Annotated in this window: 26 protein-coding genes; 8 read left to right on the top strand and 18 right to left on the bottom strand. The window is 44.7% G+C overall.

What is annotated here, in order from left to right; genetic code table 11:
• Positions 1–18 precede the first annotated feature (18 nt).
• Positions 19–174, bottom strand: coding sequence for a hypothetical protein (locus AS030_RS23345; RefSeq protein ID WP_156412542.1), 156 nt, complete (start codon positions 172–174; stop codon positions 19–21).
• A 56-nt stretch (positions 175–230) separates the two neighbouring features.
• Positions 231–683, bottom strand: a complete 453-nt coding sequence (locus AS030_RS01540; RefSeq protein WP_061967614.1) for an Lrp/AsnC family transcriptional regulator — start codon at positions 681–683, stop codon at positions 231–233.
• A gap of 190 nt (positions 684–873) precedes the next feature.
• On the opposite strand from AS030_RS01540, the gene AS030_RS01535 reads away from it, so the two are divergent.
• Positions 874–2,025, top strand: a complete 1,152-nt coding sequence (locus AS030_RS01535) for an amidohydrolase (RefSeq protein WP_061967612.1) — start codon at positions 874–876, stop codon at positions 2,023–2,025.
• A 43-nt stretch (positions 2,026–2,068) separates the two neighbouring features.
• On the opposite strand, the gene AS030_RS01530 is transcribed toward AS030_RS01535, so the two are convergent.
• The 9 genes from AS030_RS01530 to AS030_RS01495 form a co-directional block, all read right to left on the bottom strand.
• Complete coding sequence (locus AS030_RS01530; RefSeq protein WP_061967611.1) at positions 2,069–3,403, bottom strand: MFS transporter; 1,335 nt, start codon at positions 3,401–3,403, stop codon at positions 2,069–2,071.
• A 59-nt stretch (positions 3,404–3,462) separates the two neighbouring features.
• A complete protein-coding gene (gene dgoD, locus AS030_RS01525) occupies positions 3,463–4,611 on the bottom strand; it encodes a galactonate dehydratase (RefSeq protein WP_061967609.1) in 1,149 nt (382 codons plus the stop codon).
• 15 nt (positions 4,612–4,626) lie between these two features.
• The gene (locus AS030_RS01520) at positions 4,627–5,259 is read right to left on the bottom strand and encodes a bifunctional 4-hydroxy-2-oxoglutarate aldolase/2-dehydro-3-deoxy-phosphogluconate aldolase (RefSeq protein WP_061967607.1); all 633 of its coding nucleotides are present in this window, start codon (positions 5,257–5,259) and stop codon (positions 4,627–4,629) included.
• 19 nt (positions 5,260–5,278) lie between these two features.
• Positions 5,279–6,232 (bottom strand): sugar kinase, encoded by a 954-nt coding sequence (locus AS030_RS01515; protein WP_061967604.1) that lies wholly within the window; start codon positions 6,230–6,232, stop codon positions 5,279–5,281.
• Between the two features lie 21 nt (positions 6,233–6,253).
• A complete protein-coding gene (locus AS030_RS01510; RefSeq protein WP_061967602.1) occupies positions 6,254–7,006 on the bottom strand; it encodes an IclR family transcriptional regulator in 753 nt (250 codons plus the stop codon).
• A 310-nt stretch (positions 7,007–7,316) separates the two neighbouring features.
• Positions 7,317–7,862, bottom strand: a complete 546-nt coding sequence (gene msrA, locus AS030_RS01505; RefSeq protein ID WP_176716371.1) for a peptide-methionine (S)-S-oxide reductase MsrA — start codon at positions 7,860–7,862, stop codon at positions 7,317–7,319.
• 106 nt (positions 7,863–7,968) lie between these two features.
• A complete protein-coding gene (locus tag AS030_RS23340) occupies positions 7,969–8,136 on the bottom strand; it encodes a hypothetical protein (RefSeq protein WP_156412541.1) in 168 nt (55 codons plus the stop codon).
• Between the two features lie 183 nt (positions 8,137–8,319).
• On the bottom strand, positions 8,320–9,153 hold the full coding sequence (locus AS030_RS01500) for an aldo/keto reductase (RefSeq protein WP_061967600.1): 834 nt from the start codon (positions 9,151–9,153) through the stop codon (positions 8,320–8,322).
• A 103-nt stretch (positions 9,154–9,256) separates the two neighbouring features.
• Positions 9,257–10,933: a methyl-accepting chemotaxis protein gene (locus tag AS030_RS01495; RefSeq protein WP_061967598.1), complete on the bottom strand. Its 1,677-nt coding sequence runs from the start codon at positions 10,931–10,933 to the stop codon at positions 9,257–9,259.
• Between the two features lie 183 nt (positions 10,934–11,116).
• Between AS030_RS01495 and AS030_RS01490 the strand changes: the two genes are divergently transcribed.
• Positions 11,117–13,213 (top strand): DNA topoisomerase III, encoded by a 2,097-nt coding sequence (locus tag AS030_RS01490; protein ID WP_061967596.1) that lies wholly within the window; start codon positions 11,117–11,119, stop codon positions 13,211–13,213.
• A gap of 61 nt (positions 13,214–13,274) precedes the next feature.
• Here the strand turns inward: AS030_RS01490 and AS030_RS01485 are convergent, their stop codons facing one another.
• Positions 13,275–14,771: a LuxR C-terminal-related transcriptional regulator gene (locus AS030_RS01485; RefSeq protein WP_061967593.1), complete on the bottom strand. Its 1,497-nt coding sequence runs from the start codon at positions 14,769–14,771 to the stop codon at positions 13,275–13,277.
• Between the two features lie 197 nt (positions 14,772–14,968).
• Here AS030_RS01485 and AS030_RS01480 point away from each other — a divergent pair, with 197 nt between their 5' ends.
• The 5 genes from AS030_RS01480 to AS030_RS01460 all read left to right on the top strand — a co-directional run bounded on the left by AS030_RS01480 (position 14,969) and on the right by AS030_RS01460 (position 18,153).
• Positions 14,969–15,565, top strand: coding sequence for a DUF6230 family protein (locus tag AS030_RS01480; protein ID WP_061967591.1), 597 nt, complete (start codon positions 14,969–14,971; stop codon positions 15,563–15,565).
• 18 nt (positions 15,566–15,583) lie between these two features.
• The gene (locus AS030_RS01475; RefSeq protein ID WP_061967588.1) at positions 15,584–15,988 is read left to right on the top strand and encodes a DUF6114 domain-containing protein; all 405 of its coding nucleotides are present in this window, start codon (positions 15,584–15,586) and stop codon (positions 15,986–15,988) included.
• Between the two features lie 2 nt (positions 15,989–15,990).
• Positions 15,991–17,244 (top strand): hypothetical protein, encoded by a 1,254-nt coding sequence (locus tag AS030_RS01470; protein ID WP_061967586.1) that lies wholly within the window; start codon positions 15,991–15,993, stop codon positions 17,242–17,244.
• A gap of 102 nt (positions 17,245–17,346) precedes the next feature.
• Complete coding sequence (locus AS030_RS01465) at positions 17,347–17,769, top strand: GNAT family N-acetyltransferase (RefSeq protein ID WP_061967584.1); 423 nt, start codon at positions 17,347–17,349, stop codon at positions 17,767–17,769.
• Positions 17,770–17,865: 96 nt separating this feature from the next.
• Positions 17,866–18,153, top strand: a complete 288-nt coding sequence (locus AS030_RS01460; RefSeq protein ID WP_061967582.1) for a DUF3817 domain-containing protein — start codon at positions 17,866–17,868, stop codon at positions 18,151–18,153.
• Positions 18,154–18,212: 59 nt separating this feature from the next.
• On the opposite strand, the gene AS030_RS01455 is transcribed toward AS030_RS01460, so the two are convergent.
• From AS030_RS01455 to AS030_RS01445, 3 genes are all read right to left on the bottom strand, one after another.
• Positions 18,213–18,935 carry an amino acid ABC transporter ATP-binding protein gene (locus AS030_RS01455; protein WP_061971419.1) on the bottom strand — a complete coding sequence of 241 codons (723 nt, stop codon included), beginning with the start codon at positions 18,933–18,935 and terminating at the stop codon, positions 18,213–18,215.
• A gap of 30 nt (positions 18,936–18,965) precedes the next feature.
• On the bottom strand, positions 18,966–19,574 hold the full coding sequence (locus tag AS030_RS01450; protein WP_061967580.1) for an amino acid ABC transporter permease: 609 nt from the start codon (positions 19,572–19,574) through the stop codon (positions 18,966–18,968).
• 106 nt (positions 19,575–19,680) lie between these two features.
• Positions 19,681–20,445, bottom strand: coding sequence for a transporter substrate-binding domain-containing protein (locus AS030_RS01445; RefSeq protein WP_061971416.1), 765 nt, complete (start codon positions 20,443–20,445; stop codon positions 19,681–19,683).
• Between the two features lie 294 nt (positions 20,446–20,739).
• Here AS030_RS01445 and AS030_RS01440 point away from each other — a divergent pair, with 294 nt between their 5' ends.
• Positions 20,740–21,321, top strand: a complete 582-nt coding sequence (locus AS030_RS01440) for a hypothetical protein (RefSeq protein ID WP_061967578.1) — start codon at positions 20,740–20,742, stop codon at positions 21,319–21,321.
• A gap of 215 nt (positions 21,322–21,536) precedes the next feature.
• Here AS030_RS01440 and AS030_RS24745 read toward each other — a convergent pair whose 3' ends face one another.
• From AS030_RS24745 to AS030_RS01430, 3 genes are all read right to left on the bottom strand, one after another.
• On the bottom strand, positions 21,537–21,659 hold the full coding sequence (locus tag AS030_RS24745; RefSeq protein ID WP_420889628.1) for a hypothetical protein: 123 nt from the start codon (positions 21,657–21,659) through the stop codon (positions 21,537–21,539).
• Positions 21,660–22,204: 545 nt separating this feature from the next.
• Positions 22,205–22,537, bottom strand: a complete 333-nt coding sequence (locus AS030_RS23335; RefSeq protein ID WP_061967576.1) for an LSm family protein — start codon at positions 22,535–22,537, stop codon at positions 22,205–22,207.
• 133 nt (positions 22,538–22,670) lie between these two features.
• On the bottom strand, positions 22,671–23,330 hold the full coding sequence (locus AS030_RS01430; protein ID WP_061967574.1) for a type 1 glutamine amidotransferase domain-containing protein: 660 nt from the start codon (positions 23,328–23,330) through the stop codon (positions 22,671–22,673).
• Positions 23,331–23,345 lie beyond the last annotated feature (15 nt).

The raw sequence follows: 23,345 nt of genomic DNA, 5'->3' as shown, positions 1-23,345 counted from the left end.
CCTTCTCTCTGTATCGTTCTAGTGTTGAATCATAAGCAAGAGTATGGATACCGTACTGAATCCTGTTCCTATTCCAAGCAAAATAGAGGCAAAGAATGGCTTTCTTTCGGCCAGCGAAGCTTCCATATCCAGTTGAGCCGCCCGTACCGCTGAATGTGCGTGTTGCTTTTTCATACGACGAATTCCAGGTTTTCTGAACCTGATGCTGATATAAAAAAGACCCGGAGGCCTTAAATATATTCAAATGAATTTTTATACACATCCATCTGTAAAATCACATTGCTTTTGTTGATACCCGGAAGTTGATGAATGCTTTTTACAATCTCGGTAATCTCCTCATAATCCCTGACGTTTGCCTGAACGAGCAATTGATACTCACCAGACGTTAATGTAATAAACCGGATGCCGGTAATGTCGCTCAATTGCTGAATGGTTTGATCCATATTTGGTGGAACCACACTGATCTGAATGATCGCTCCTACCTTAACACCCAGAGAAATCGGGTTAACCACTCCAACGACCTCGAGTATGTTATTTTCCACAAGGTTGTTGTACCGGGAACGAACGGTCTTCTCGGTTACATTTAAACGATTCGAAATCTCTGTAAATGACATTCTTCCATCCTTGGATAAAAGTTTAATAATTCCCTTATCCAGAGTATCAATAATTTCCACCGACACCATATTTCCACCCTTCAGTAATAAAAAACTTCAAAAGATCACTAATTTAGTACTATTATTAGTATTCATTACCTAAAAACTATACTTTTTTCAGAAAATTGTATTGAAATGAGTAATTTTTAAATAGTATAATTTTTTCAGAATATTTATTCAAGTATTTCTTGAAAAAAATTGAAAAGAGAGGATTTTTGTCATGCTTTTGATCAAAAATGGAATGCTCATGACCGGTACAGGAATGATTTATAAAGGGGATGTTCTGCTGGATCAAGGAAAAATCGCCGGCATCGGTAAAGTCATCGACCTTCCAGAAACAGGAACTGTTCTCGATGCAGAAGGGAAATTTGTAACGCCTGGCTTGATCGATGTACATACACATCTGGGAATTCATGAAGAGGGTATCGGCCCAGCGGGGCACGATTACAATGAGACGAGCAATCCTGTAACTCCGTATGTGCGGGCAATCGACGGAATTAATCCTAACGAGCAAGGATTTGAAGACGCCCGGAAAGCCGGTGTGACTACTGTTCAGGTGATGCCGGGCAGCGCCAATGTTATCGGGGGAGAAATGGTGGTCCTTAAAACGGCCGGAACGGTTATTGATCAAATGGTCATCCGCAATCCTTCCGGTATGAAGGCGGCATTCGGGGAAAACCCCAAACGTTTTTATGGAGGAAAAGGTAAAGCGCCGGTTACCCGAATGGGCATTGCAGCTCTGTTTCGCAAGGAGATGAAAGCGGCGCACCATGCTTTAAAAAAGCTTGAGCAGGGTGAAGAGCTCACACCTGATTTAGGAACCGAACAGCTCATCAAAGTCCTGAAAAAGGAAATACCTATTCGGGCACATGCCCACCGTGCAGATGACATCGCCACGATTCTCCGGCTGGCAAGGGAATTTGGATTTGACCTGACGATTGAGCATTGTACTGAGGGCCATCAGATTGCATCCTATATCGCAGAACATGATGTGCGTGTTTCTGTCGGCCCGACCCTTTCCACACGAAGCAAGATTGAACTGGCTGACAAAGGATGGCATACGCTCAAAGAGCTGAACGAAGCCGGGGTGACGGTATCCATCACCACCGATCATCCAGTAGTGGGAATCGACAGCTTGATTTTGAGCGCGATCAGTGCTGTTAAACACGGTCTGGATCTGGAAACCGCCTGGTTGGCCATTACCTTGAATGCTGCCAAACATCTCGGGGTGGAGGACCGGGTGGGTTCCCTTGAGAAAGGAAAGGACGCCGATGTGGTCATTTGGGATGGCGATCCGTTTGATGCCCGGAGCATGGTAGAAATGACCATTATCAATGGTACTATTGTTTATGATCGTTCAAAAGAAAAGTAGAATCATAGAAAAAAGGCAGCGATGACCGCTGCCTTTTTTCTATCTATGCTTGATGAGATAGATTTGGACGTTTCCCACCATCGCCTTTTTCTGCGATTCTCTCCACTTTTCCAACCAAAAGAATATAAGATAACGCGCCAAACAGCGCCAGAACGCCAATGAAGACCAGTGCCGGCGCAAAGTTTCCGCCTTTCGCCAAGTATCCGATGGCAATCGGAACAATGATGGATGCGAGACTTCCGATAAAGTTGAAAACCCCGCCAGTCAGCCCGACCAGACGCTGAGGCGCGATCTGGGAAACAAGCGACCATGTAATGGATGCCAGACCGTTTCCGAAGAAGGCAATGGTCATGAAAAAGATGATCATCGCTGTATTGTCGACATAATTTGCTCCAATAATGGCGATGGATAAAAGAAGCCCTGTAATAATCGGTGTTTTCCGCGCAACACCCATGGATACTCCCCGCTTGGCCATGTAATCCGAAACAAATCCTGAGATCAGAACACCGACAAATGCGGCAAGGAACGGAAGAGAAGCCAGAAAACCAGATTTAATAAAATCCAATCCCCTGTATTCCACCAGATAAGTAGGGAACCAGGTCAGAAAAAACCAGAGGGTGGAATTGACAGCAAACTGGCCGAGATAAATGCCCCAAAGCTTTCGGTGGGATAAGGTTTCTTTCAAATCGCTCCATTTCAGCTTCTCTTTTTCCTGATTCTCTTTGCCTTTTGGATTGACCAGTCCTCCGCCTTGTTCTATATAAGACAGTTCTTCCTTGTTTACTTTTCTGCTTTTATTGGGATCCCGATAAACCGCATACCAGACGAGGGACCAGACAATACCGATGATCCCGGTAATGATGAACAGCCCTCTCCATCCTGTATAATGCTGGATGGTGGCAAGTACCGGTGTCAGAAATGCCAGACCCACAAATTGGCCGGACGTATACATGGCAACGGCTGAAGCACGTTCTTTGTCCGGAAACCAGCTGGTGACGATCCGGTTATTCGTCGGAAATGCCGGGGCTTCAAACGCTCCTGTCGCAAGCCTGAGGCCGAACAGACCGGCAAACCCCTTCGTGAATCCCTGAAATAAGGTGGCGATTGACCATGTACATAAACTTAAAGCATACATTACTCTCGGGCCAAAACGGTCAACCATCCATCCTCCCGGGATTTGAAGGGCGGAATAGGCCCAGCCAAACGCTGAAAAAATCAAGCCTAATTGCACTGAACTTAACGCAAGGTCTTTTCCCATAGAAGTCGCGGCAACCGAGATATTGCTTCTGTCCATATAGTTAATGATGACATTTATAAAAACAAGAGCAAGAACCCCGTACCTCGCCCTTGTACGCCTTTCCTTCTTTTGTTCGTACATGATGCAAACCCCTTTCTTTGATGAAGCGCTTACAGATCAGGCAAAGAATGGTGAGATTCTCACCATTCTGCAATACTGCCGTCCTTATGCCGCCAAACCGGATTCCTCCAGTTGTGACCTTCCTCGGCCATCTTTCTGACATGGTCTTCATTGATTTCGATGCCTAAGCCTGGCCCATCAGGAATCTTGACATAGCCTTCCTCATAATGAAAGACGGAACGGTCCACGATATAATCGAGAATGTCACTGCCTTCGTTATAATGGATACCAAGGCTCTGTTCCTGAATAAACGCATTATGGCAGGTTGCATCCACCTGCAGGCAGGATGCCAGTGCGATCGGGCCCAGCGGGCAGTGCGGAGCAGCCGCCACATCAAACGCTTCAGCCATCGACATGATTTTCTTGCACTCTGTGATTCCCCCGGCATGGGATAGATCCGGCTGAATAATATCAACATATCCATCAATCAGCAGTGGCTTAAAATCCCATTTGGAAAACATCCTTTCCCCTGTGGCGATTGGAATGGAAGTAGCTCTCGCAATCTCGCGCAGCGCTTCATTGTTTTCAGGAAGGACCGGCTCTTCGATAAACATAGGCTTATAGACTTCAAGCTCTTTTGCCAGCAGCTTGGCCATCGGTTTGTGCACACGTCCGTGAAAATCCAAACCAATTCCAAACTGCGGTCCAACTGCTTCTCTGACCGTGGCAACGGTTTCCAGAATTTTATCCACTTTGTCATACGAATCAATATATTGAAGCTCTTCCGCTCCGTTCATCTTCACTGCTTTAAATCCGGCAGCCTGTGCCTTTTTGGCAGCAAGACCCACCTCTGCTGGCCGGTCTCCGCCAATCCATGAATACACCTTGATGGAATCACGGCATTTTCCGCCAAGCAGCTGATGGACAGGAGCGTTAAAATACTTTCCTTTTATGTCCCAGAGCGCCTGATCAATACCCGCAATGGCACTCATCATGATTGGGCCTCCCCGGTAGAAGCCTGCCCGGTACATCAGGTTCCAATGATCCTCTATATGCATCGGATCTTTGCCCATCAAGTATTCCATCAATTCTTCAACCGCTGTCTTAACCGTGGCTGCACGCCCCTCAATGACCGGCTCTCCCCAGCCCACGACTCCTTCATCCGTGGTAATTTTTAAAAACAGCCAGCGCGGCGGCACCTGAAACAATTCATATCCTGTAATTTTCATGATCTCATCCCCCTATTAATCTCGTGATACGGCGTTTACAAAATTACGTGCTTTTTCAGTAAGCTTTGATAAATACGCTTCTGTAACTTCTTCTTTTGTATTCACAAGTGCACTGCCAATGCCGCATCCGACCGCACCCGCTTTCATGAACTCCGAAACATTTTCAAGCGTCACTCCGCCTGTTGGAAGCAGCGGAATGTGGGGAAGCGGCCCCCGCAAATCCTTAATATAGGATGGCCCGATGGAAGCAGGGAACACTTTGACAATGTCTGCCCCATGCTCATTGGCGGTTAAAATTTCTGTTGGTGTGAACGCGCCCGGAATACTTACCGCTCCATACCTTTTGGTCAATTCTATCGTTTTCAAGTTAACGGTTGGAGCCAGGATAAATTGCGCACCGGCAAGGATTGCCATTCTTGCGCTCTCCGGATCAAGAACGGTGCCCGCACCGACCAATAGCTCATCTCCCAATTCCGATGAAACCTCTTCGATCACTTTAAACGCCCCTGGTGAGTTCAGGGTGATCTCAAGCGTTCTTATACCCCCGGCCTGAAGCGCACGTGCGATCTTCAGCACGCTCTTCGGTTCTGCACCTCGGATGATGGCTACCAATTTATTTTCTTTTATGGATGAAAGTACATCAGACAAAATGGTTCCTCCTCTTTTCTTAACGGCTTACGTCACTTTTGCTCGACAGGAAAAGCTCAAGCGTTTTTCGGTCAGGAAGACCTTCAATATCCCCATTGACCATCGTAACCATAGCTCCGATTGCACAGCCCCTGGTCACAGATTCTTTGAGGGATAGTCCATCAAGCAGCCCCGATACCACTCCTGCCGCAAATCCGTCACCTGCCCCGACCGGATCGATTACCTGTTTCACACGAAAACCTTCGGCATGCCCCTGTTCCTTTTTTGAAAGGCAGGAATAGTAGGCGCCTTCTTCACCCTTTTTTACAACAATAGTATCTGGTCCAAGCTCGTGCAGCGCATCTGCTATTTTCTCCGGATGGCTTGTTCCGAATAAAAATTCCCCTTCACTTGTACCCGGAAAAACAATATCGGAATGGCCGGCAATCTCCAGGATGGTGTTTCGCGCCTTCTCCTCAGTCCAGAGCTTGTACCTGATGTTTGGATCAAAGACAATGGTCAACTTGTGCTTTTTGGCTATTTCGATTGCCTGAAAAACAGCCTTTGAACACGAATCGGACAGTGCCGGGGTAATGCCGGTTATGTACAGCACTTTGCCCTCTGACAGGTAGGCTTCGTTAATGCTTTCCGGATTCAGAAAGCTGGCGGCCGAGTGTTTACGGTAATAATGTACACGTACGTGGTCTCCGTAGACATTTTCTTTAAAAAAGATGCCTGTTGGTGCCTCATCGTCTGCTGCAACCTCACTCACATCCACCCCTTCGCCTCTTACGGCGTTTTTGAGCATGGCGCCGAACTCATCACTTCCCACTCTGGAAATCCATCCTGTTTCATGCTCAAGTTTAGCCAGCCCAATGAGTGTATTGATTTCTGCTCCGGCTATCCTCGAGGTATAATCCCGGGCATACCTCATAGGCCCGCTCGTTTCAGGGGTAAAAAGCACCATCGCTTCCCCTATACTGATCACATCCATCTTTTGCCCTCCCTGTCATTTTTATCTGGCCAAATAGCCGAGACTAGCTGATATCTTTTTTGAAGTAAGCAGCAATACTTTTGCAATCTGATCTTTACGGGCAGTCATCCTCTCTTTGGGCCCTGCTACGCTGATCGCAGCCTGCATCTGCCGGTCACCCCCGTATATTGGAGCCGCCAGACAGAATAATCCCTCTTCGTTTTCCTCATTATCAATCGCGTAGCCCCGTTTCCTGCTTTCGGCAAGTTCGTGTTCCATTTGTTCCCTGCTTGTAATGGTGTGACTCGTAATCGGAAGCAGCTCTGTTGAATCAAGCAGCTTGTTTTTTGATTCTTTCGGCATGAAGGAAAGGAATGCCTTGCCAAGCCCTGTGCAGTATATTGGCTTTTTGTTGCCAGGCTGGGCGGTGGTCCGGATGGAGCGGTTATTATCAATTTTGGCAACATACACCAGTTCTTCTTCTGCCATCAACGCCATAAAGACCGTTTCCTGTACTTCTTCCATTAACGTTTTCAGATAAGGCTTACCTACCGCCGAGACATCCAGCGATTCCATGGCAGCGGTTCCAATTCCAATGAGTTTGGGCCCGAGCTTGTACTTTTTTTGCGTGTCCTGTCTCAGGTAGCCTTCAGCTGCTAAGGTCTTAATTAAATTTGATGTACTGCTTTGCGGAAAGTCCAAGGTTTCGCTGATCTCCTTAATGGATAGCCCCTCTGTGTGCATGGTCAAGCACTCAAAAACCTGGAGTACCCGCTGAGCTGATTTAACTGACATCTTGCCCTCCATCTACATCACATATGTGATTTAATATTCTGTATGTGATTTTTGACATCTAGAAGCTACCATACCTCTTTTTGAATTGCAACCGCTTTCCAAAAAAACTTTTTCTTAACTCATTGTTGCCTAGAGGGTCGTTGATTACGTTCCAGGATGCTCCCTTTCCGCGGGGCGTGCGCTGAGCCCCGCGGCGCAAGCGCCTCCAGGTCTCACCTGTCACGTATTTCCCGCCGGAGTCTCGCACCTAACACTTCAATGAATTATTCAATGAAGATTTTTATGAAACAATAAAATAAGACAGCTGTGATCAGCTGCCTTTTTTGCTCCAGTTTTCTTTTATAAATGCATCCCTGCCGGATTCTATTCGTTCCTGTTTGTATTTTGCGGGATTCTTTTTATAAAAATCCTGATGATCCTCTTCAGCGGCATAAAAGACTGATGCCGGCAAGATTTCGGTTACAATGGGTTTGCTGAACTTGCTGCTGTCTTCGAGCTTTTGTTTGGAAACCAGTGCAAGATCTTTCTGTTCTTCATTATGGTAGAAGATCGCGGTTCGGTACTGACTGCCCCGGTCAAAAAATTGTCCACCCTCATCTGTTGGATCAATTTGCGGCCAATACAAATCCAGTAATTGTTGATAAGGAAATATAGCCGGATCATATGTAATTTCCACCGCTTCGTAATGGCCGGTTGTTCCTGTTTTCACTTGTTCATATGATGGATCTTCCATATTCCCTCCTGTATATCCGGAAACAATCCCATGGATTCCCGGCAATTCATCAAAAGGCTTGACCATGCACCAAAAGCATCCTCCGGCAAACGTTGCTTTTTCCAGTTTATTGTTTTCCTTCATCAAAATCCCCCTCATTATCCTGCTCAATTCTTTTTATCATATCGGTTCCAAGAGGGAAAATCCATAAAAAAGGCCGGTCCATTAAATGAACCGCCTTACTTTGCGACTATTTATCATCTTTTCCAAGATAATCTTCATGCTCTCTGTTTCTTTTTTTGCGTCGGACCGAACGAACGACGAATATTACAATTATGATGATCAACAATATGCTGACATTTAAAAAACCGCCCAAAAATAGTAGTATGTTCTTTAGCCATTCTGTAATTGATTCCATAGCTGTATTCACCTCTTCCCTTCTACAATACCCTGGTGCAGTAAAAATTAATCTATTTTCACTTCCATTTTTCATAAGCTCTGGGCTATCTGTTATTTTTATTACCCCCGTTTTACAACTTTTAGACAAGGAAATTGTGGCAAAAAAACAAACCTTCCAACGAGTGGAAGGTTATATGAAACGCTATTCGCAAAAGTACTGTCCTGTATTCGGTCCTGTCATCCGGCTGTTGTTCAAAAAGTGCAGAGTAACCATATCCTCAATCGGAAGAGTAAAAGACATCATTTGAATATTTTCCTGGACTTCGTTAATGGACGAAAATGCAGGAACAACCGGTATTCCATTCTGCAAAGCCCATTTCATGGCGATCTGAGCCGCTGTTTTCTCATGCTTTACCGCGATGTCCAACAGGACTTTTTGTTGAAAAAGCTCCTCCCTTGAATACGGGTTTCTGGCCTGAACTTGGATCTGGTTCTGCTTACAGAAATGGATCAGCTGTTTTTGAGACTTTAGCGGATGATATTCAATTTGGTTGACATGCGGCTTAATCTGACTTCGTCTCATGATCAGTTTCAGATCATTTTCTTCAAAATTACAAACACCAATGGCTCTCACATCACCCCGGTTATACAGAATTTCAAGTGCTCTCCATGTTTCTTCAAGTTCTCCCCTTACCGGCCACTGAATCAAGTAAAGATCAATATAATCGACGCCCAGTTTCTTTCTGCTCTCATTAAAGGCAGCAAGGGTGTTATTGTACCCGTGAGAAATACTGTTTAACTTTGCTGTAATAAAAAGTTGCTTCCTATCCATGCCGGATAAAGATAAAGCGTTTCCAATTCCGCGTTCGTTCTGGTAGGATGCCGCAGTATCAATGGCCCGGTATCCTGCTTTAATGGCTGCAAGCACTCCTCTTTCTACTGTTTCAGGGTTATTTATACTGCATGAATCCAATCCGATCCATGGGATATGAACCCCATTTGACAACACCGTTCCTTCCTCCAGACCCATCATCATTTAAGTCCCCCTAATCCTTCATACTTTTTACATTCTATGCGGTTAAGCATTTTTTCATATCTATCTAAAAAAGAAGACCGTAAAAACGGCCTCCTTCTTTTTGCTAGATTTTGAATTTTGATATCATCATTTGCAGCTCTTCTGCCATAAAGGACAGTGAATGAGCAGACGCTGCAATTTCCTCCATGGATGCCAGTTGTTCTTCTGTAGCAGCGGCAATGCTCTGCACACTGCCGGACGACTCTCTTGCGCCTGCTGCGATAATTTCGGATGAAGAGGAAAGACGTTCTGCTCCTTTTGCCAGTTGTGCAATCGATCCGGTTATTTCCATAATCTGCTGATTCACTTCATTGGTTGCGTTCTGGATATGCTGGAATTGCTTTTCGGTTTCCTTGACTACGGTGAGACCTGCAAAAACATTGTTTCTTACCATTTTTACGGATTCACTGGAGTTATGGGTCCCCTCCTGAATCTTTTTAACAAGGTCACTGATCGATTGAGCAGAACTCCCCGACTGCTCGGCAAGTTTTCGTACCTCTGATGCCACCACAGCAAACCCTCTACCACTTTCCCCGGCACGGGCGGCTTCAATGGAAGCATTTAGCGCAAGCAAATTGGTCTGATTGGCAATCTCGGTAATGATGGTTACAATTTCTCCAATGGATTCGGATTGTGCATTAAGTTCCTCAATGCCTTGTTGGGCCGTATCGACCGAGTCGACGATCTCTTTCATCTGATCATGTGTCCGATTGACATGCATCCGCCCCTCGTCGGCCTGTTCTGAAGCTGCTGATGTCAGGTCACGGGCCAGGACGGCATTTTTGGAAATAACCTCGAGCTGGCTTGCCGTTTGTTCCATCATTTCAGAAGTTTCCGTTGATTTTTCCGTTTGCACTTCGGTATTCGATGCAATTTGCTGAATACTTAACGTGACTTGGCTTGCCGCATGGCTATTTTGTTCAGCACTGGCGGTCAACTGTTGAGAGGAAGCTGCCACTTCGGAAGTGGTTTCTGAAATCTGCATGATCATATTCCGCAGACTTGAGGTAAATAGATCAAAGGTGTCGGACAGCTGACCCAATTCATCTTTTCTGCCAAGCTTTACGGATTTGGTCAAGTCCCCTTTCCCCTCTGCGATCTCCTTCATATTTTGGTGGAGCACTCCAATAGGACGAACGATGGAGGCCACGATAATACTGCCAAAAACCAAACCTCCCACGATTAAAAGAAGCAAGACAACCGCAAAAACAACTGTCTGAATCTTGATCGCCGTTTTATTTTTCTGCTTCTGAGTTTCAATATCTTTATGAAGCGTTTGCACCATTTTCTCAATAACAGGATTCAGCACATTTTTCCTAATGGCTCTTTCATCCACAAAGTGAACCGTCATAGCCAGTTCTTTCCCACCGCCATCATAAGCTTGGACCGCACGAGTGCTGGAATTAAAATACCCGGTCAGTCCTCTCTCAGCAGTCTTTTTTGTTTTTGCATCCAGCAAAGGAAAAAGTCGTTTCTTTAGCACTTCAATCCTGCGCCTTTTATCCGCCAATTCCGTTGTATACTCCTTCTTGCCCGTAAGAAGGTATGCCCGTTCATCATTCGAATAGCCTGTCAGGCAATATTGAAACTCCTTAAACTCTGTCTGCATTTCCTGCTTACTGGCCAGTTCCTGGCTAAGCCGGGTATGATCATGAATAGAGTAAAACGCATAACTCCCGGCAACCATCAAGGCGACCACAGCGGTTCCCAATAAAATGAATAATTTGCTTCTGATTTTCATTCGCTGCACCTCTAATTTTTTTACTTTTACGTTAACCTTCTTTTTTATCGGAAATCATTTCATCTTTTTAACCTTTAGTCACTGTGTTTTTTCATATCATTTTCGAAGAAGCCTTCAATCGGCTATACTGATAAGGGATGCAGTTTAGGAAACTGCTGTTGTAGAAAGGAGCTTATTCATTTTATGAAATCCATTGTACTTGCTGAAAAACCAAGTGTTGCCAGAGACCTGGCCCGTGTGCTTGGGTGCAGTAAGCAATCAAAACAATATATAGAAGGACCGAAATACATTGTAACGTGGGCGCTCGGCCACCTAGTAGAATTAAAGATGCCCGAGGATTATAACAAGGAATATAAAACCTGGAGGATGGAAGACCTGCCGATTATCCCAAAAGAAATGGGATTAAAACTCATTCGCCAGGTCAGTCACCAATATAAGGGAATTGAACAGCTCGCCCGCAGAAAAGATGTGGGTGAATTTATTATTGCGACGGATGCCGGGCGTGAGGGAGAGCTGGTTGCACGCTGGATTCTTGAGAAACTTCGCTGGAAAAAGCCAGTTAAACGGCTCTGGATTTCTTCACAGACCGACCGGGCCATCAAGGACGGCTTCAAAAATCTGAAGCCTGCCAATCAATATGATTTTCTTTATCAATCCGCGGTATGCCGTTCCGAAGCGGACTGGCTGATCGGTTTGAATGTCACACGTGCATTAACTACGAAATACAATGAACAACTGTCCGCAGGCCGTGTGCAGACACCTGCTCTTTCCATGATTCTGGAACGCGAAGCAGACATTAAAGCGTTTGTGCCAAAAGAATATTTTACGATTGATGCCAAAATTGGACCCCTTGAGGCGGTGTGGGAGAAGAATGGAGAACGCCGGATTTTTGATCGTTCCCAAGCGGAAAAAGTTGGAGAGCTTGTAAAAAACGAAAAAGGGAAAGTTATTTCCCTGAATACGAAATCAAAAGCTGAACAGCAGCCTCTTCCGTATGATTTAACGGAGCTGCAGCGTGATGCCAACCGGCGCTTCGGGTTCTCTGCCAAGAAAACCTCCAGTGTCCTGCAAAATCTGTATGAACGGTATAAGCTTGTTACTTACCCGCGTACAGATTCCAAATATTTGACTGTGGACATGAAAAATACGATGAATGACAGGCTGCAGGCGCTCTCTTCTGCATATCGTGACGAAGTTCAGCCCGTCCTGAAAAATAAAGGAACGGTGCTTGTCAAAAAGGTATTTAACAACGACAAAGTGTCCGACCACCATGCGATCATCCCAACAGATGAACCCCCGCACCTCGGTGATCTGTCAGCCGATGAAAGGAAGCTGTATGATATCATCGTCCGCCGCTTTCTCGCATTATTTTACGGACCGTACCAGACAGAAACCATTCATGCGGTGATTGATGTAAAAGGCGAATCCTTTTCAGCCAGAGAAACGAAGGTTGTTGACGCCGGATTCAAAAAAATCACCGGGAAGGATGAGGAAGATTCCCATAGCAAACCGCTCGGAAACCTTATATCCGGACAGGAATTCAGTGTAAAAGAGTCGCGAATGCAGAAAAAACTGACCGAGCCGCCTGCCCGCTTTAATGAAGCCGATTTGCTCGCGCGCATGGAAAAATTCGGACTCGGGACACCGGCAACGCGTGCCGACATCATAGAGCGTCTGCTCAGCACCGAAACCATTGACCGCCAGAATAACCGGCTCCATCCTACACCAAAGGGCAAACAACTGATTGATTTGGTAAACAGCGAGCTGAAGTCGCCGGAATTAACGGCAAAATGGGAAAAACAACTGGAGGATATTGCACGGGGCAAAGGCAATCCAAAAGATTTCCTCGAGAAGATCAGAATGCAGACCAAGCAGCTTGTCAAGGAAATTAAAGGCAGTGAACAAACCTATAAAGCGCATAACCTTACTGGTTCGAAGTGCCCGGAGTGCGGAGAATTCATGAAGGAAGTCAAAGGACGCGACGGGAAAATGCTTGTATGCTCCAGCAGAGAATGCAGCTTCAGAAAGCGAAAGGACCCCAAGCTTTCCAACCGCCGCTGCCCGCAATGCCATAAAAAAATGGAGATTCACAACGGCAAAGCCGGTACCTATTTCCAATGCCGGCCATGCAACGTGGTTGAAAAAGCAGAGGACCGTAAAAAGACCGTATCCAAACGTGAGGAACGCCAGCTGATGAATAAATACAAGAAAAAGGAAGAGGCCCCGATGGGCAACAGCCTGGCCGATGCACTGAAAGCGGCCCTCGAGAAAAAAGATTAAACCCAATTGATTAATGACCAGAGTCCGTTGATGATTGCTCATCAGCAGCCTCTGGCCTTTTTTATTCGATAAAATTCATCCGAATGGCTTTCACAACAGCCTCTGTCCGATTCTTCACTTTTAATTTTTTTATGATACCGGCTACGTAATCCCTTACAGTGTAATGGCTTAAATGAAGAAGTGAAGCGGCCCGCTGAATGGTTTCCCCCTGTGCCATCAGCTTCAGCACCTCTTTTTCTCTTGGCGTCAAGATCGGTGAATCCATGTCAAGCAGTTGAATAACCGTCCCCCATTGCTTATAAAGAGCCTCTCCTGCATACTGACCGAATTTCATGAGCATGGCCTGCTCGTTTGGTGTCGGTTCCTCAAAGTGCGCTCCGTTACAGTCAAGCAATACCAGCCCGAGAAAACGCCCTTTTCGAGGTGTAAATACCGGAACGGCGATGAGCGATGCCACCTTAAACTGCTCTGCCAGCCCTTTAGGAATCTGCTTGGAAGCATCCTCAAGATAAATGGGCTTGGACTGAAGAATCTTCTGCAAATGATTCTTTAAAAAAGCAACCTCAGTAAAATCAACTTGGATTTCCTGAATATTATGTCCCAGGTTGCGATGAGCCGCAAATACAACCCGCTCCACCCGCGGGGAGTACAGAAAGAGGGCACTTCTTTCAAACTTTAAATAATCCACAAAACCATCCGTAACTGTTTTAAGTGTTTCGGTGCAGGTTTGTGCCATAAGCAATCGGAGTGTATATAGCAGAGCAGCATCTTTCCATTCGTTTTCACTTACAAGTGTATTCATCTTGAGCTGCTTTTTGTACATGTTCGAAATCAATTCAATACGCTGGGAAGAAATGCTTCCTGCATCGGTTGATTTTACACAAAGCAGCAAGGTTTCTTTGGCAAATGAAACAGGAATGACTCTCGGCTGTTTCGTACCAGGATTCATCAGGCGGCACAATGCAAGGGACAGCTGTTCGGATGTGGGAGCGGACATCGTTTTGCAGATTTCTATGAGCGATTGATTGTCCTGCCCGGTATCCACACTTTTCAGTTCGATTAATTTATACTCGAAATCCTCAATTCTCAGCAGCGCAGCCCAATGAAGAGGGATAATGTTAGAGGTGATCATTGTATCCAGCCACTGATGCCCGTTCGTTTCCGATGTCAAAGGAATCAGAACATGGTCTAAAAGCTTGTTGAAAATATACTGGATGGACTGATGATCAATGATCCTTGGATTTTCTTCCTGTTCAAGAATATGGTGAATCATATTTTCAATGGCAGACAGCAAAAAAATAACCTGGCTGTAGTCAACGTCCATGGAATAGTGGTCTCTCCATTGCGAAACCATGGCAAGTATGAGCTGATTGATATGCTCACAATCGTTCTTTTTCAGCAGTTCCTCAAAGGAGTAGGTCATCATTCCGTCAAATTCCGTAATGAGGTCCTGTTCATGCTGAGAGGATAGCTCACTTTTTATCGTTTTCCAGTTGTTTAATATATCTCCGCCATACTTTGCCAATAATGCCATGCCATTTAAAAAAAGCTCGTCCATATCCAGCCCCTCCTCCCCACTGCTTACATTCACTTTATAGTTTTCGAAATCTTTTTACAATATCTGCCCATTTAACCCGACAATTGTCGGGGTGATCCCCTTAATTACGATACTTATCGGAATTGTCAACTTACTAAACAAACCTTACAGTTACATTATTAAAGCGCTTTCATCATATTAAAAAGGGTGGGATATTGATGGGTAAAACGGTCGAATTGAAAACAACCCTCAACAAAGGAAACGTGAACAAAAGGGTGTTTTGGAAAGCTTTCGCATCAGGCATGGTGGCACTCGCCACACTGCTGAGCTTTATGGGAGTATCCGGGACTGCTTACGCCATACCGATGGCAGGAGTAGGTAACTTCTATGTTGAGTTTGATCACCTGGAAGGAAACGGCTATACCTTCTACCCGAAAATGGGTGAATCCAGCAAGGAGAAATCGACTCCTCAGGGCACCAACCTGATTAAGGATTTAACCATTGATCATCTGCAGCTGTATAAAGATTTTAATATTAGCGGGGACAAATGGATCCGTGTAAAAATTGTCGCCAGTAAACCGGTTCATATCTCCGGCCTGCAGCAGGACGCTTCTGTGATCAATGCGGATGCCAAGTTCAGTAACCTTGCATTGAAAGAAAAACAGAGCAGTGACTGGCAGAAACAGTTTCAGCAAATGTCTTCAACCATTGAGCTAAATCATGCAAAAATTAAAACGCATTACCTTTTCCAAGAGAAGGTTGTGATGAACGGAATGAAAGTTACTGTAGAACGCATCAACAAACCAGCCAATTAACAACAAGGAGGAATAAAGATGTCAGTTAGACAATGGAAACATGAACGCCCTTTTACCGGGTCACTGCTGACCTTGATATCTGGGGCATTGATCCTGTGGGTGCCCTTGAACCTTATTGTGAAAGCTTTCCTGCCAGGTACCGTCTCTGTAATTGGCATTTTATTTGGCGGCATGATTCTTTTGCTCGGCGTCATGGCACTGATATTTCCCCAGTTCTCCAAACTGCTGGGGATTATAACCATCTTTTTATCCATATTGTCCGTGATCGGAGCTCTGGGTGGGTTTCTCATCGGAACATTACTTGGTATTACCGGGGGATCCCTGATGATTGCCTGGAACCCTCCTGCCCCTCTTCAGAAGAATGATGAACAAAGTGATGCTTATACCGGCTATAAGTCTCCTGAACTGGTAGAAGCGAAATGAGGATGCGAGCATTAAAAGGCTTGACCTGTTTGCTTGTTATGGCCTTGCTCTATGTTCCAAATCACGCACAAGCGGCAGCAGGCGGGCAAAATGACGAAGGGTTTGTGGTCAGCGCAGATCGGGTGGAGGGCGGAATCATGCTCCCTCAAGTAGTGATGGGAGAAACGTCATCAGCAAAATCAAAACCCATGATCCGCTTTCAATACCGTAATGCCACACTGTATGGTATGAAGCTTACAAAGGTACTTTCGACCGATGAAGGGCCGGTCACTGTAATTATGCAGGCACACGGACCTGTTCATATGACAAATATGACCGCTGATGCTTCGGCATTTTCACTAAAGGGAGCATGCCTGACCGCAGGAAAACCAATCCCCGACCCAGGACTTAAAAAGGTAACCATGCTCATACACAAAATGGAAGCCTCAAAAGGAGAATTGGACAGACTGACGCTTACTACGGTAAAAGGCAATCATGGACAACAGCGGCCAGCTGCTCCGAAAGTGCTTCAAGACCTTGCCTCGCTTCCTTTATTGGAAATGAAAGAAGCCGTCAATAAGCTCATGAACGGCCATCTCCCGCTGACCTGCGAAGACCAAAAAGAGGACAAAGAAAAATCGCCTAAAAAGCCTGCTTCACCTTCGGATGAGATAAAAAAAGCGCTTCCCAAGCTGTCAAAGGATCCTATAAAAAAGGCTGAGAAAAAACCGGACAAAAAGCAGGAGAAACCTGATGCCGAACACATTGTAAAGCACGTTAAAAAACCATTGGAAGATGTGTCCGACCCGGTAAAACACGTAAAAAAACCACTGGAGCATGTAACCCATCCAGTTAAACAAGGTGTAAAAAAAGAAATTACAAAAGTGCCAAAAGTCATTGATAAAACAAAGGAAACTGCCAAAAAGGAGAAGAAAAAAGTCAAGAAAACCATACAACAAACGAAACAGCAGCTTTGCCAGAAGGCAGGGATACTGAATGGATCTGTACCGAAAATGCTTGGTCTTAACTTCATTGATGAGGCCCAAAAAGAAAAAATTCCGCTCACTGGCCTCTGTCCAACTAATGAGTCTGCGACCAAACAGCTTAAGCTTGTTCAGAGCCAGCTATTAAAAAACCTTCACTTATCTTCCACGAACAAAGATCAGCTCGCCGATCCTGACCTGTTAAAAAAGATGGAGAAGGAGATGGAGAGTCACTCCTCTCTCAAACTTCAACCTGATCTTTTAAAACCATTGGACGGCCTCTTTTCATATTAGAACCCAGCAGCCTGCACTACATTCCAGGCTGCTTTTTCTCCTGTCATTAACAGCCTATGGAAGTTAAAATAAAAAAAATGATATAGAGCAGGAGGAGGTACAGTGTACAAGATTGATAGAAACATTACAGGCCTAGATTGGAATGAGGTATTGTCCATCTACCACGCTGTAGGCTGGACCCGGCATACCCTTATAGCTTTGCAAACTATATACAGCAACAGCAGCCATGTTGCTGCGGCCTACGCTGGCAGCCAGCTTGCAGGCCTTGGGAGAGCACTGTCTGATGGCGTGTTCAATGCAGCCATTTATGACGTGATCATTCACCCGCAATTTCAAAGAAAGGGAGTTGGGAAGCTCGTTGTGGAGGACCTTCTTAATCAGCTTAAGGACATTTCCTGCGTGCATTTAATTTCCACAACGAGTAATGAACCGTTTTATGAAAAAGCAGGACTGAAAAGTGCAAAAACCGCCATGGCGCGCTACCTGAACAAAGATTTGGAAGCTGAGTATCTAGTAGAAAAATAGACAAAAAGGATTCACAACTCTCTGTAATTTCCTGCTCAATAATCCCTTTGCTTATGGTAAATTAATAGGGACATAAGATACAGGAGGTTATCAGGTATGAATCCATCCCTCAAACGTTTTATCCTAATTGGAACACTTGAAGGCATCTCGTTTCTTGTTTTGCTTGCCATTGCCATGCCGCTCAAATACTTTGCCGATCTTCCACTGGCTGTTACCATTGCCGGTTCTCTACATGGGCTGTTTTTTGTTCTTTATCTGATCGCACTGGCTTATGCCACATTTAAAAACCGTTGGTCATTCCCTCTCGTCATGGGAGCACTTGTTGCTTCGGTCCTTCCCTTCGGTCCCTTCGTTTTTGACTCCTATTTGAAAAAAAACGCATAAAAAACCAGGCCATTTTCTTTGATCGGTTCAAAGACGGGCCTGGCCTTCTTATCTTTTATTTACAGGATAGTTCCAAGAAAATCTTTTGTACGCTGATGCTTCGGCTGAGAAAAAATATCGCTCGGTGTACCCTTTTCTACAATTTTGCCGTCATGCATGTACACCACAGTATCGGCCGCTTCTCTTGCAAAGCCCATTTCGTGTGTTACGACGAGCATAGTCATTCCTTCTTTCGCCAGATCCTTCATCGTCGACAGCACTTCACCAACCAATTCGGGATCGAGGGCCGAAGTCGGCTCATCAAACAACATGATTTTTGGCTTCATGGCGAGTGATCTTGCAATCGCCACCCTTTGTTTCTGGCCGCCGGAAAGCTTTGATGGATAAACATGTTCCTTGTCCGCCAATCCCACTTTCTTTAAAAGCGCTCTGCCTTCCTCGATCGCCTCTTCTTTTGGAATCTTTTTGACCATTACCGGGGCTTCAATTACATTTTCCAATACCGTCTTATGAGGGAAAAGGTTAAAATGCTGAAAGACCATTCCCACTTCCTGACGCACTTTGTTCAAATCCGTTTGATCTGGTTCAATTACTTTGCCATCAATTGTTATCGTGCCGCTCTCCTTGTACTCCAAATAGTTTAAACAGCGGAGCAATGTGCTTTTACCTGAACCACTGGCACCAATTAAAACCACCACATCCTGCTCATGAACTTCGATATTCACATCCTTTAGAACATGCAGTTCACCAAAGGACTTATTCAAGTTGTTAACGTTTATCATTACTTTTCTCTGTTCCACACTCGTTCCCCCCTACTCGTCTCCTCCGGAAATTTTCCCTTCCAGTTTATTAACCAAAAGGGTGAACAACAATACCAGTACCAGATAGTAAATCGCCACTATTAAAAGATACGTCATTTCTTCAAACGTTCTTGACCCCTGGGTGGTGGCCACATTAAACAATTCTGAAGACGAAATAAAGGCGGCCAATGATGAATCCTTCAGTCCGATGATAAACTGGTTGCCAAGCGGAGGCAATGCGCGCCGGAATGCCTGAGGAAGCACAATTCTCCTCATGGCAAGTGCCGTGCTCATGCCAAGTGACCGTCCTGCTTCGAGCTGTCCTTTATTAATGGACTGGATGGAGCCCCTGAAAATCTCGGCGATGTAGGCACTGTTATGCAGCGCCAACCCCAGTGTTGCACACCAGTAAGAAGAAATTCCAAGTTCTGCTAAACCAAAATAAAAGAAGAAAATCTGTACGATCAACGGCGTACCCCTGATAATCGCTATGTACACGTTGGCAATCCAGTTAAGAATTTTGCTGTTTGACAGCTTAAAAAAGGCAAACAGCAATCCGACTATCGTACCAATTAATACGGAAACCACCGTAATTTGTAAGGTAAGCAGCAATCCTTTCATAAAGAGCGGATAGCTGTCGATAAATACTTCGAAAAAATGTCTAATCTTGGTTCAGCTCCTTTTGAAAGAAAAGAATGTGCAGTGTAACACACATTCTTCATCGTTTTTATGGTTTTTTTGTAATATCGGTTTTCAGGTATTTTTCGCTTATTTCTTTCAATGTTCCGTCTTTCCTTAATTGTTCCAGCGCTTTGTTGATCGCTTTTAACAGCTGCTTGTCTTTCTTTGATACCGCAATCGCTTGTTCGCTCGTGCCAAGCGTTTCTGCTTCCTCTACTTTAAAGCCTTTTGCAATAGCCTGTTTGCCGGTAATGGAGTCCGTAATGACACCATCATGCTTCTTTTCACTTAAGGCACGCAATGCGGTTACATCGCTGTCATATACCGATATGTCTTTGGAGTATTTTTGTGCTTCACTTTCGTATGTAGAGCCTTTCGCTACAGCGATATTCTTGCCTTTAAGGTCGTTTACATTCTTAATGCCGCTGCCCTTTTGAACAAACAAAACCGGTCCGGAATAATAATACGGTGTACTGAAATTTACCGCTTTCATTCGTTCAGGAGTAATAGTATGGCTGGCAACAGCTGCATCAAACCGGTTGGTCTTAACCGCCGTAACAATTCCATGGAATTTCTGCTTGTCCACTTTTGCCTTCAATCCCATTTCCTTGGCAAGAGCCTTTCCAACTGCAACATCAAATCCATCAAGCTTACCATTCTTGTCTGAATAGCTGAACGGATAGAACTCGCCTGAGACGACAAAAGAAAAAACGCCATCTTCTTTAAGTTCCACCTCATCCCCACTCTTCGTTGTGGATGTCGAGGACCCGCAGCCGGCAATCGACAAAATCATCGCAGCAATTAACAACATTGGCAAATAGAACTTTTTCACTGCTTTTCCCCCTTTTTTAATGTTTGATAGTTCTGACTAATTAAATGGTAACGTGTTGAATCTTCAAATACTAGCCACAAAAGTACTAGAGAGATTGTACTATCCTGGGTATATGTTCACGTCTGCTTTTTTTAGAACGCTTTGATCCTCAGATACCAAACAATAGTCCCATGAGATATTTACCCTAATTACCATGTAACTAATCGTAGGATTATTTCAAATTTTGTAGAATATATCAATAATTCACTTTGTTTAAAGGGAGGGGTACGAAAAATGATGGGGGATCATCCAAAAGTTATCCTTCTTTCGGAGTATAAAAAGAAAAAACGAAAAAAACGGGGAACCCTTAGTTCCACCCGCTTGCTTCTCCGGTCTACCTTGCTGTTTATGAGTGTAAGCTTTCTGGTGTTTGCCATTTTTATGTGGCAGGACTATAAACGCACCACTCTATTTTCTCACAATCCCAATGAAATTTTTAAAGTACTGGATCAGCAGGATTCAAAAACATTATCTTCACCCGCCAAAGAAAAAATTTCGTCCATTGCCTCAAAGATCGAAGGACTGGAGTATTTGGCTGTTTTTTCACAAAAACCAGTCAAAGGAGATGAAAGCACCACTTCTCCCATCTATGTATTTTCAAAAGCAAAAGGAAAAGTCGATAATACTCTTAATCTCGGAGATGGAAATTGGCATATTGAATATAAGTTCAAGAAGCCTCAAAATCATTTTTTATGGGATATTTTTCTCGTTGTATTCATTTTTTTCTGCTTCATTTTCTTCGGTTTATGGATGATCATTGGCTTCAAATATCCAAAAGGCATGAGTCTTGCCAGCCGTATGATGTATATAAAATAAAACAGAGCGCCAGGATGCCGGCACTCTGTTTTTTTATATTTTGCTCAAACCGTAAATGGCTTCTTGAACCGACAAATAGGTTTTCAAGGAATACAATTCATGGCTGGTGCCTGCTTTCATGGCAAGTTGTGCAGAAATACCGGTTAGTACAAGGTCCGTGCCAAGCAGTTTAAGAAGATGATGCAGTTGAAAAATCAGGGATGAAGTGTGATCATCTAATGGAACTTCTTATCCTGCAAGGCTTTTTTTATTTCCCTGACAGAATCTTTATCCATATCTTCCCCCTGAAGAAAGCGGCAATTTTTCCCGATCACATCTTCATACTCACAACCAGCCATGGACAGGAAGCCTTCATTAACATAAATAATGGGATTATCGGAGAGCGATGGGTCGGTAATTGTATGCCCACTCTAGTAAAATCAAGGGCTTTTTCCTTAAAAAGATTCAGATTTTGTTTCAACACATCCTCTCCCTTCTGATACACCGTTCTACTAATTTAGGGAGATTATATCATTATTCTTCTTGTTTCCTAACTTCCCCCCCTAATCCCCCATTTGTTGAGGAACCCGCTATTTATTTCCCGGAAAATGACGAAAGGTTGCCCTTACATATCACGTGATCATCTGTATACTATAAACAGGAGGGATGAACCATGAGTAAAAGCAAAGCCAGGAAACTCCGAGACCGGATGATCAGGGAAGGAAAAAGAAACCCTTCGGATAACAGGGGACTTTATGCCCTTGCCGATCTGCGGACCAGAAAAACGAAAAACAAACTACAAAAGAAGATGCAAAACAAACACAAAGGCCGATTATCAGGTTATGGACAAGCTGATAATCGGCCTTTATTTTATTTAATCCTGTCCACGCGAACTAAAAGGCCTTCAGGCATACGGCCGAAAACGTCGTATGCCATGGAAAGGAAAGCCGAAAAGTCCAACTCCCGGATGCAGTTCGCCTGCAAAAAAAGGGAACACGACACGGCTGGCTTCCGCCTCTTTCCCGTTCAAGGGTATAGCCATATAGAGATTTTCACTATCATAGGAACTTAACAGTCCAGAATAGACCTCTCCATCCATCATTTCCAGTTCACTGTACTGGCCCATATATTGCCGGCATAGAAGCAAATAGTGATAAGGTTGGTGGGAGCCCGCTTTTTGGAGGGCAGCGGGAGGAACAGCATTCATTGTTGGCTTTAGGTCTTTGTCCAGATTCATGTTCTATCTCCTCCTTTGTACATACCATCTTATTCCGCTTATTCAGGATTGCACCGCTTATCCACCCAACTTTGCAAAAAAAAGCTGCCAGATTCCAGTGTGTGCTGGTTACCGACAGCTTTTTTAGTAGCTGTTATGCTTCAAGAACTTCAATAACTTTCTTTGCTACGCTTAAGCTTGACTGCGGATTCTGACCGGTAACAAGCTTTCCGTCAGCTACAGCAAAATCCGCCCAGTTCTCTCCTTTTACAAATTCTGCTCCCAGTTCGCGCAATCTCGTTTCCAAAAGAAAAGGCACCTCTTCGGTAAGATTCATTTCCGCCTCTTCCGAATCGGTGAACGCCGAAACCTTTTTCCCTTTTACAATTGGAGCCCCGTTTGCGCAGGCAGCCATGACCAGTCCGGAGGGACCGTGACATACAGAACCAATTACCTTATCATCTTCTGCAAATTGACAAACAACGACCTGGAGATCGTGGCTGTTCGGAAAATCAAACACCGTTCCATGTCCTCCCGGAAGAAAGATCGCATCGAATCCATGGGCATCATCTCTCGTTAATGGAGGCGTATCTTTCAAAAGGGCTTTTGCTTCCTCAAATTGTCCTGTATCCCCTTCAAGACTGTTTGGAACCAATGGAACATCGCCTCCAGCGATGCTTGCCACTTTGATCTCATAGCCCTGTTTTTTAAATTCATTGTATGGAACGGCAAACTCTTCAAGCCACAAACCCGTTTTGTGATCTCCGATGGTACCATGACTGGTTACAACAAACAGTATCTTTTTGGATGACATTTCACTTCACTCCTT

Origin of the sequence: Fictibacillus enclensis (genome assembly GCF_001457035.1) — a bacterium.
Taxonomy (GTDB): Bacteria; Bacillota; Bacilli; order Bacillales; family Fictibacillaceae; genus Fictibacillus_C; species Fictibacillus_C enclensis.
The sequence above is the reverse complement of the archived record's forward strand: the minus strand, read 5'-3'. Positions and strand labels throughout refer to the sequence as shown.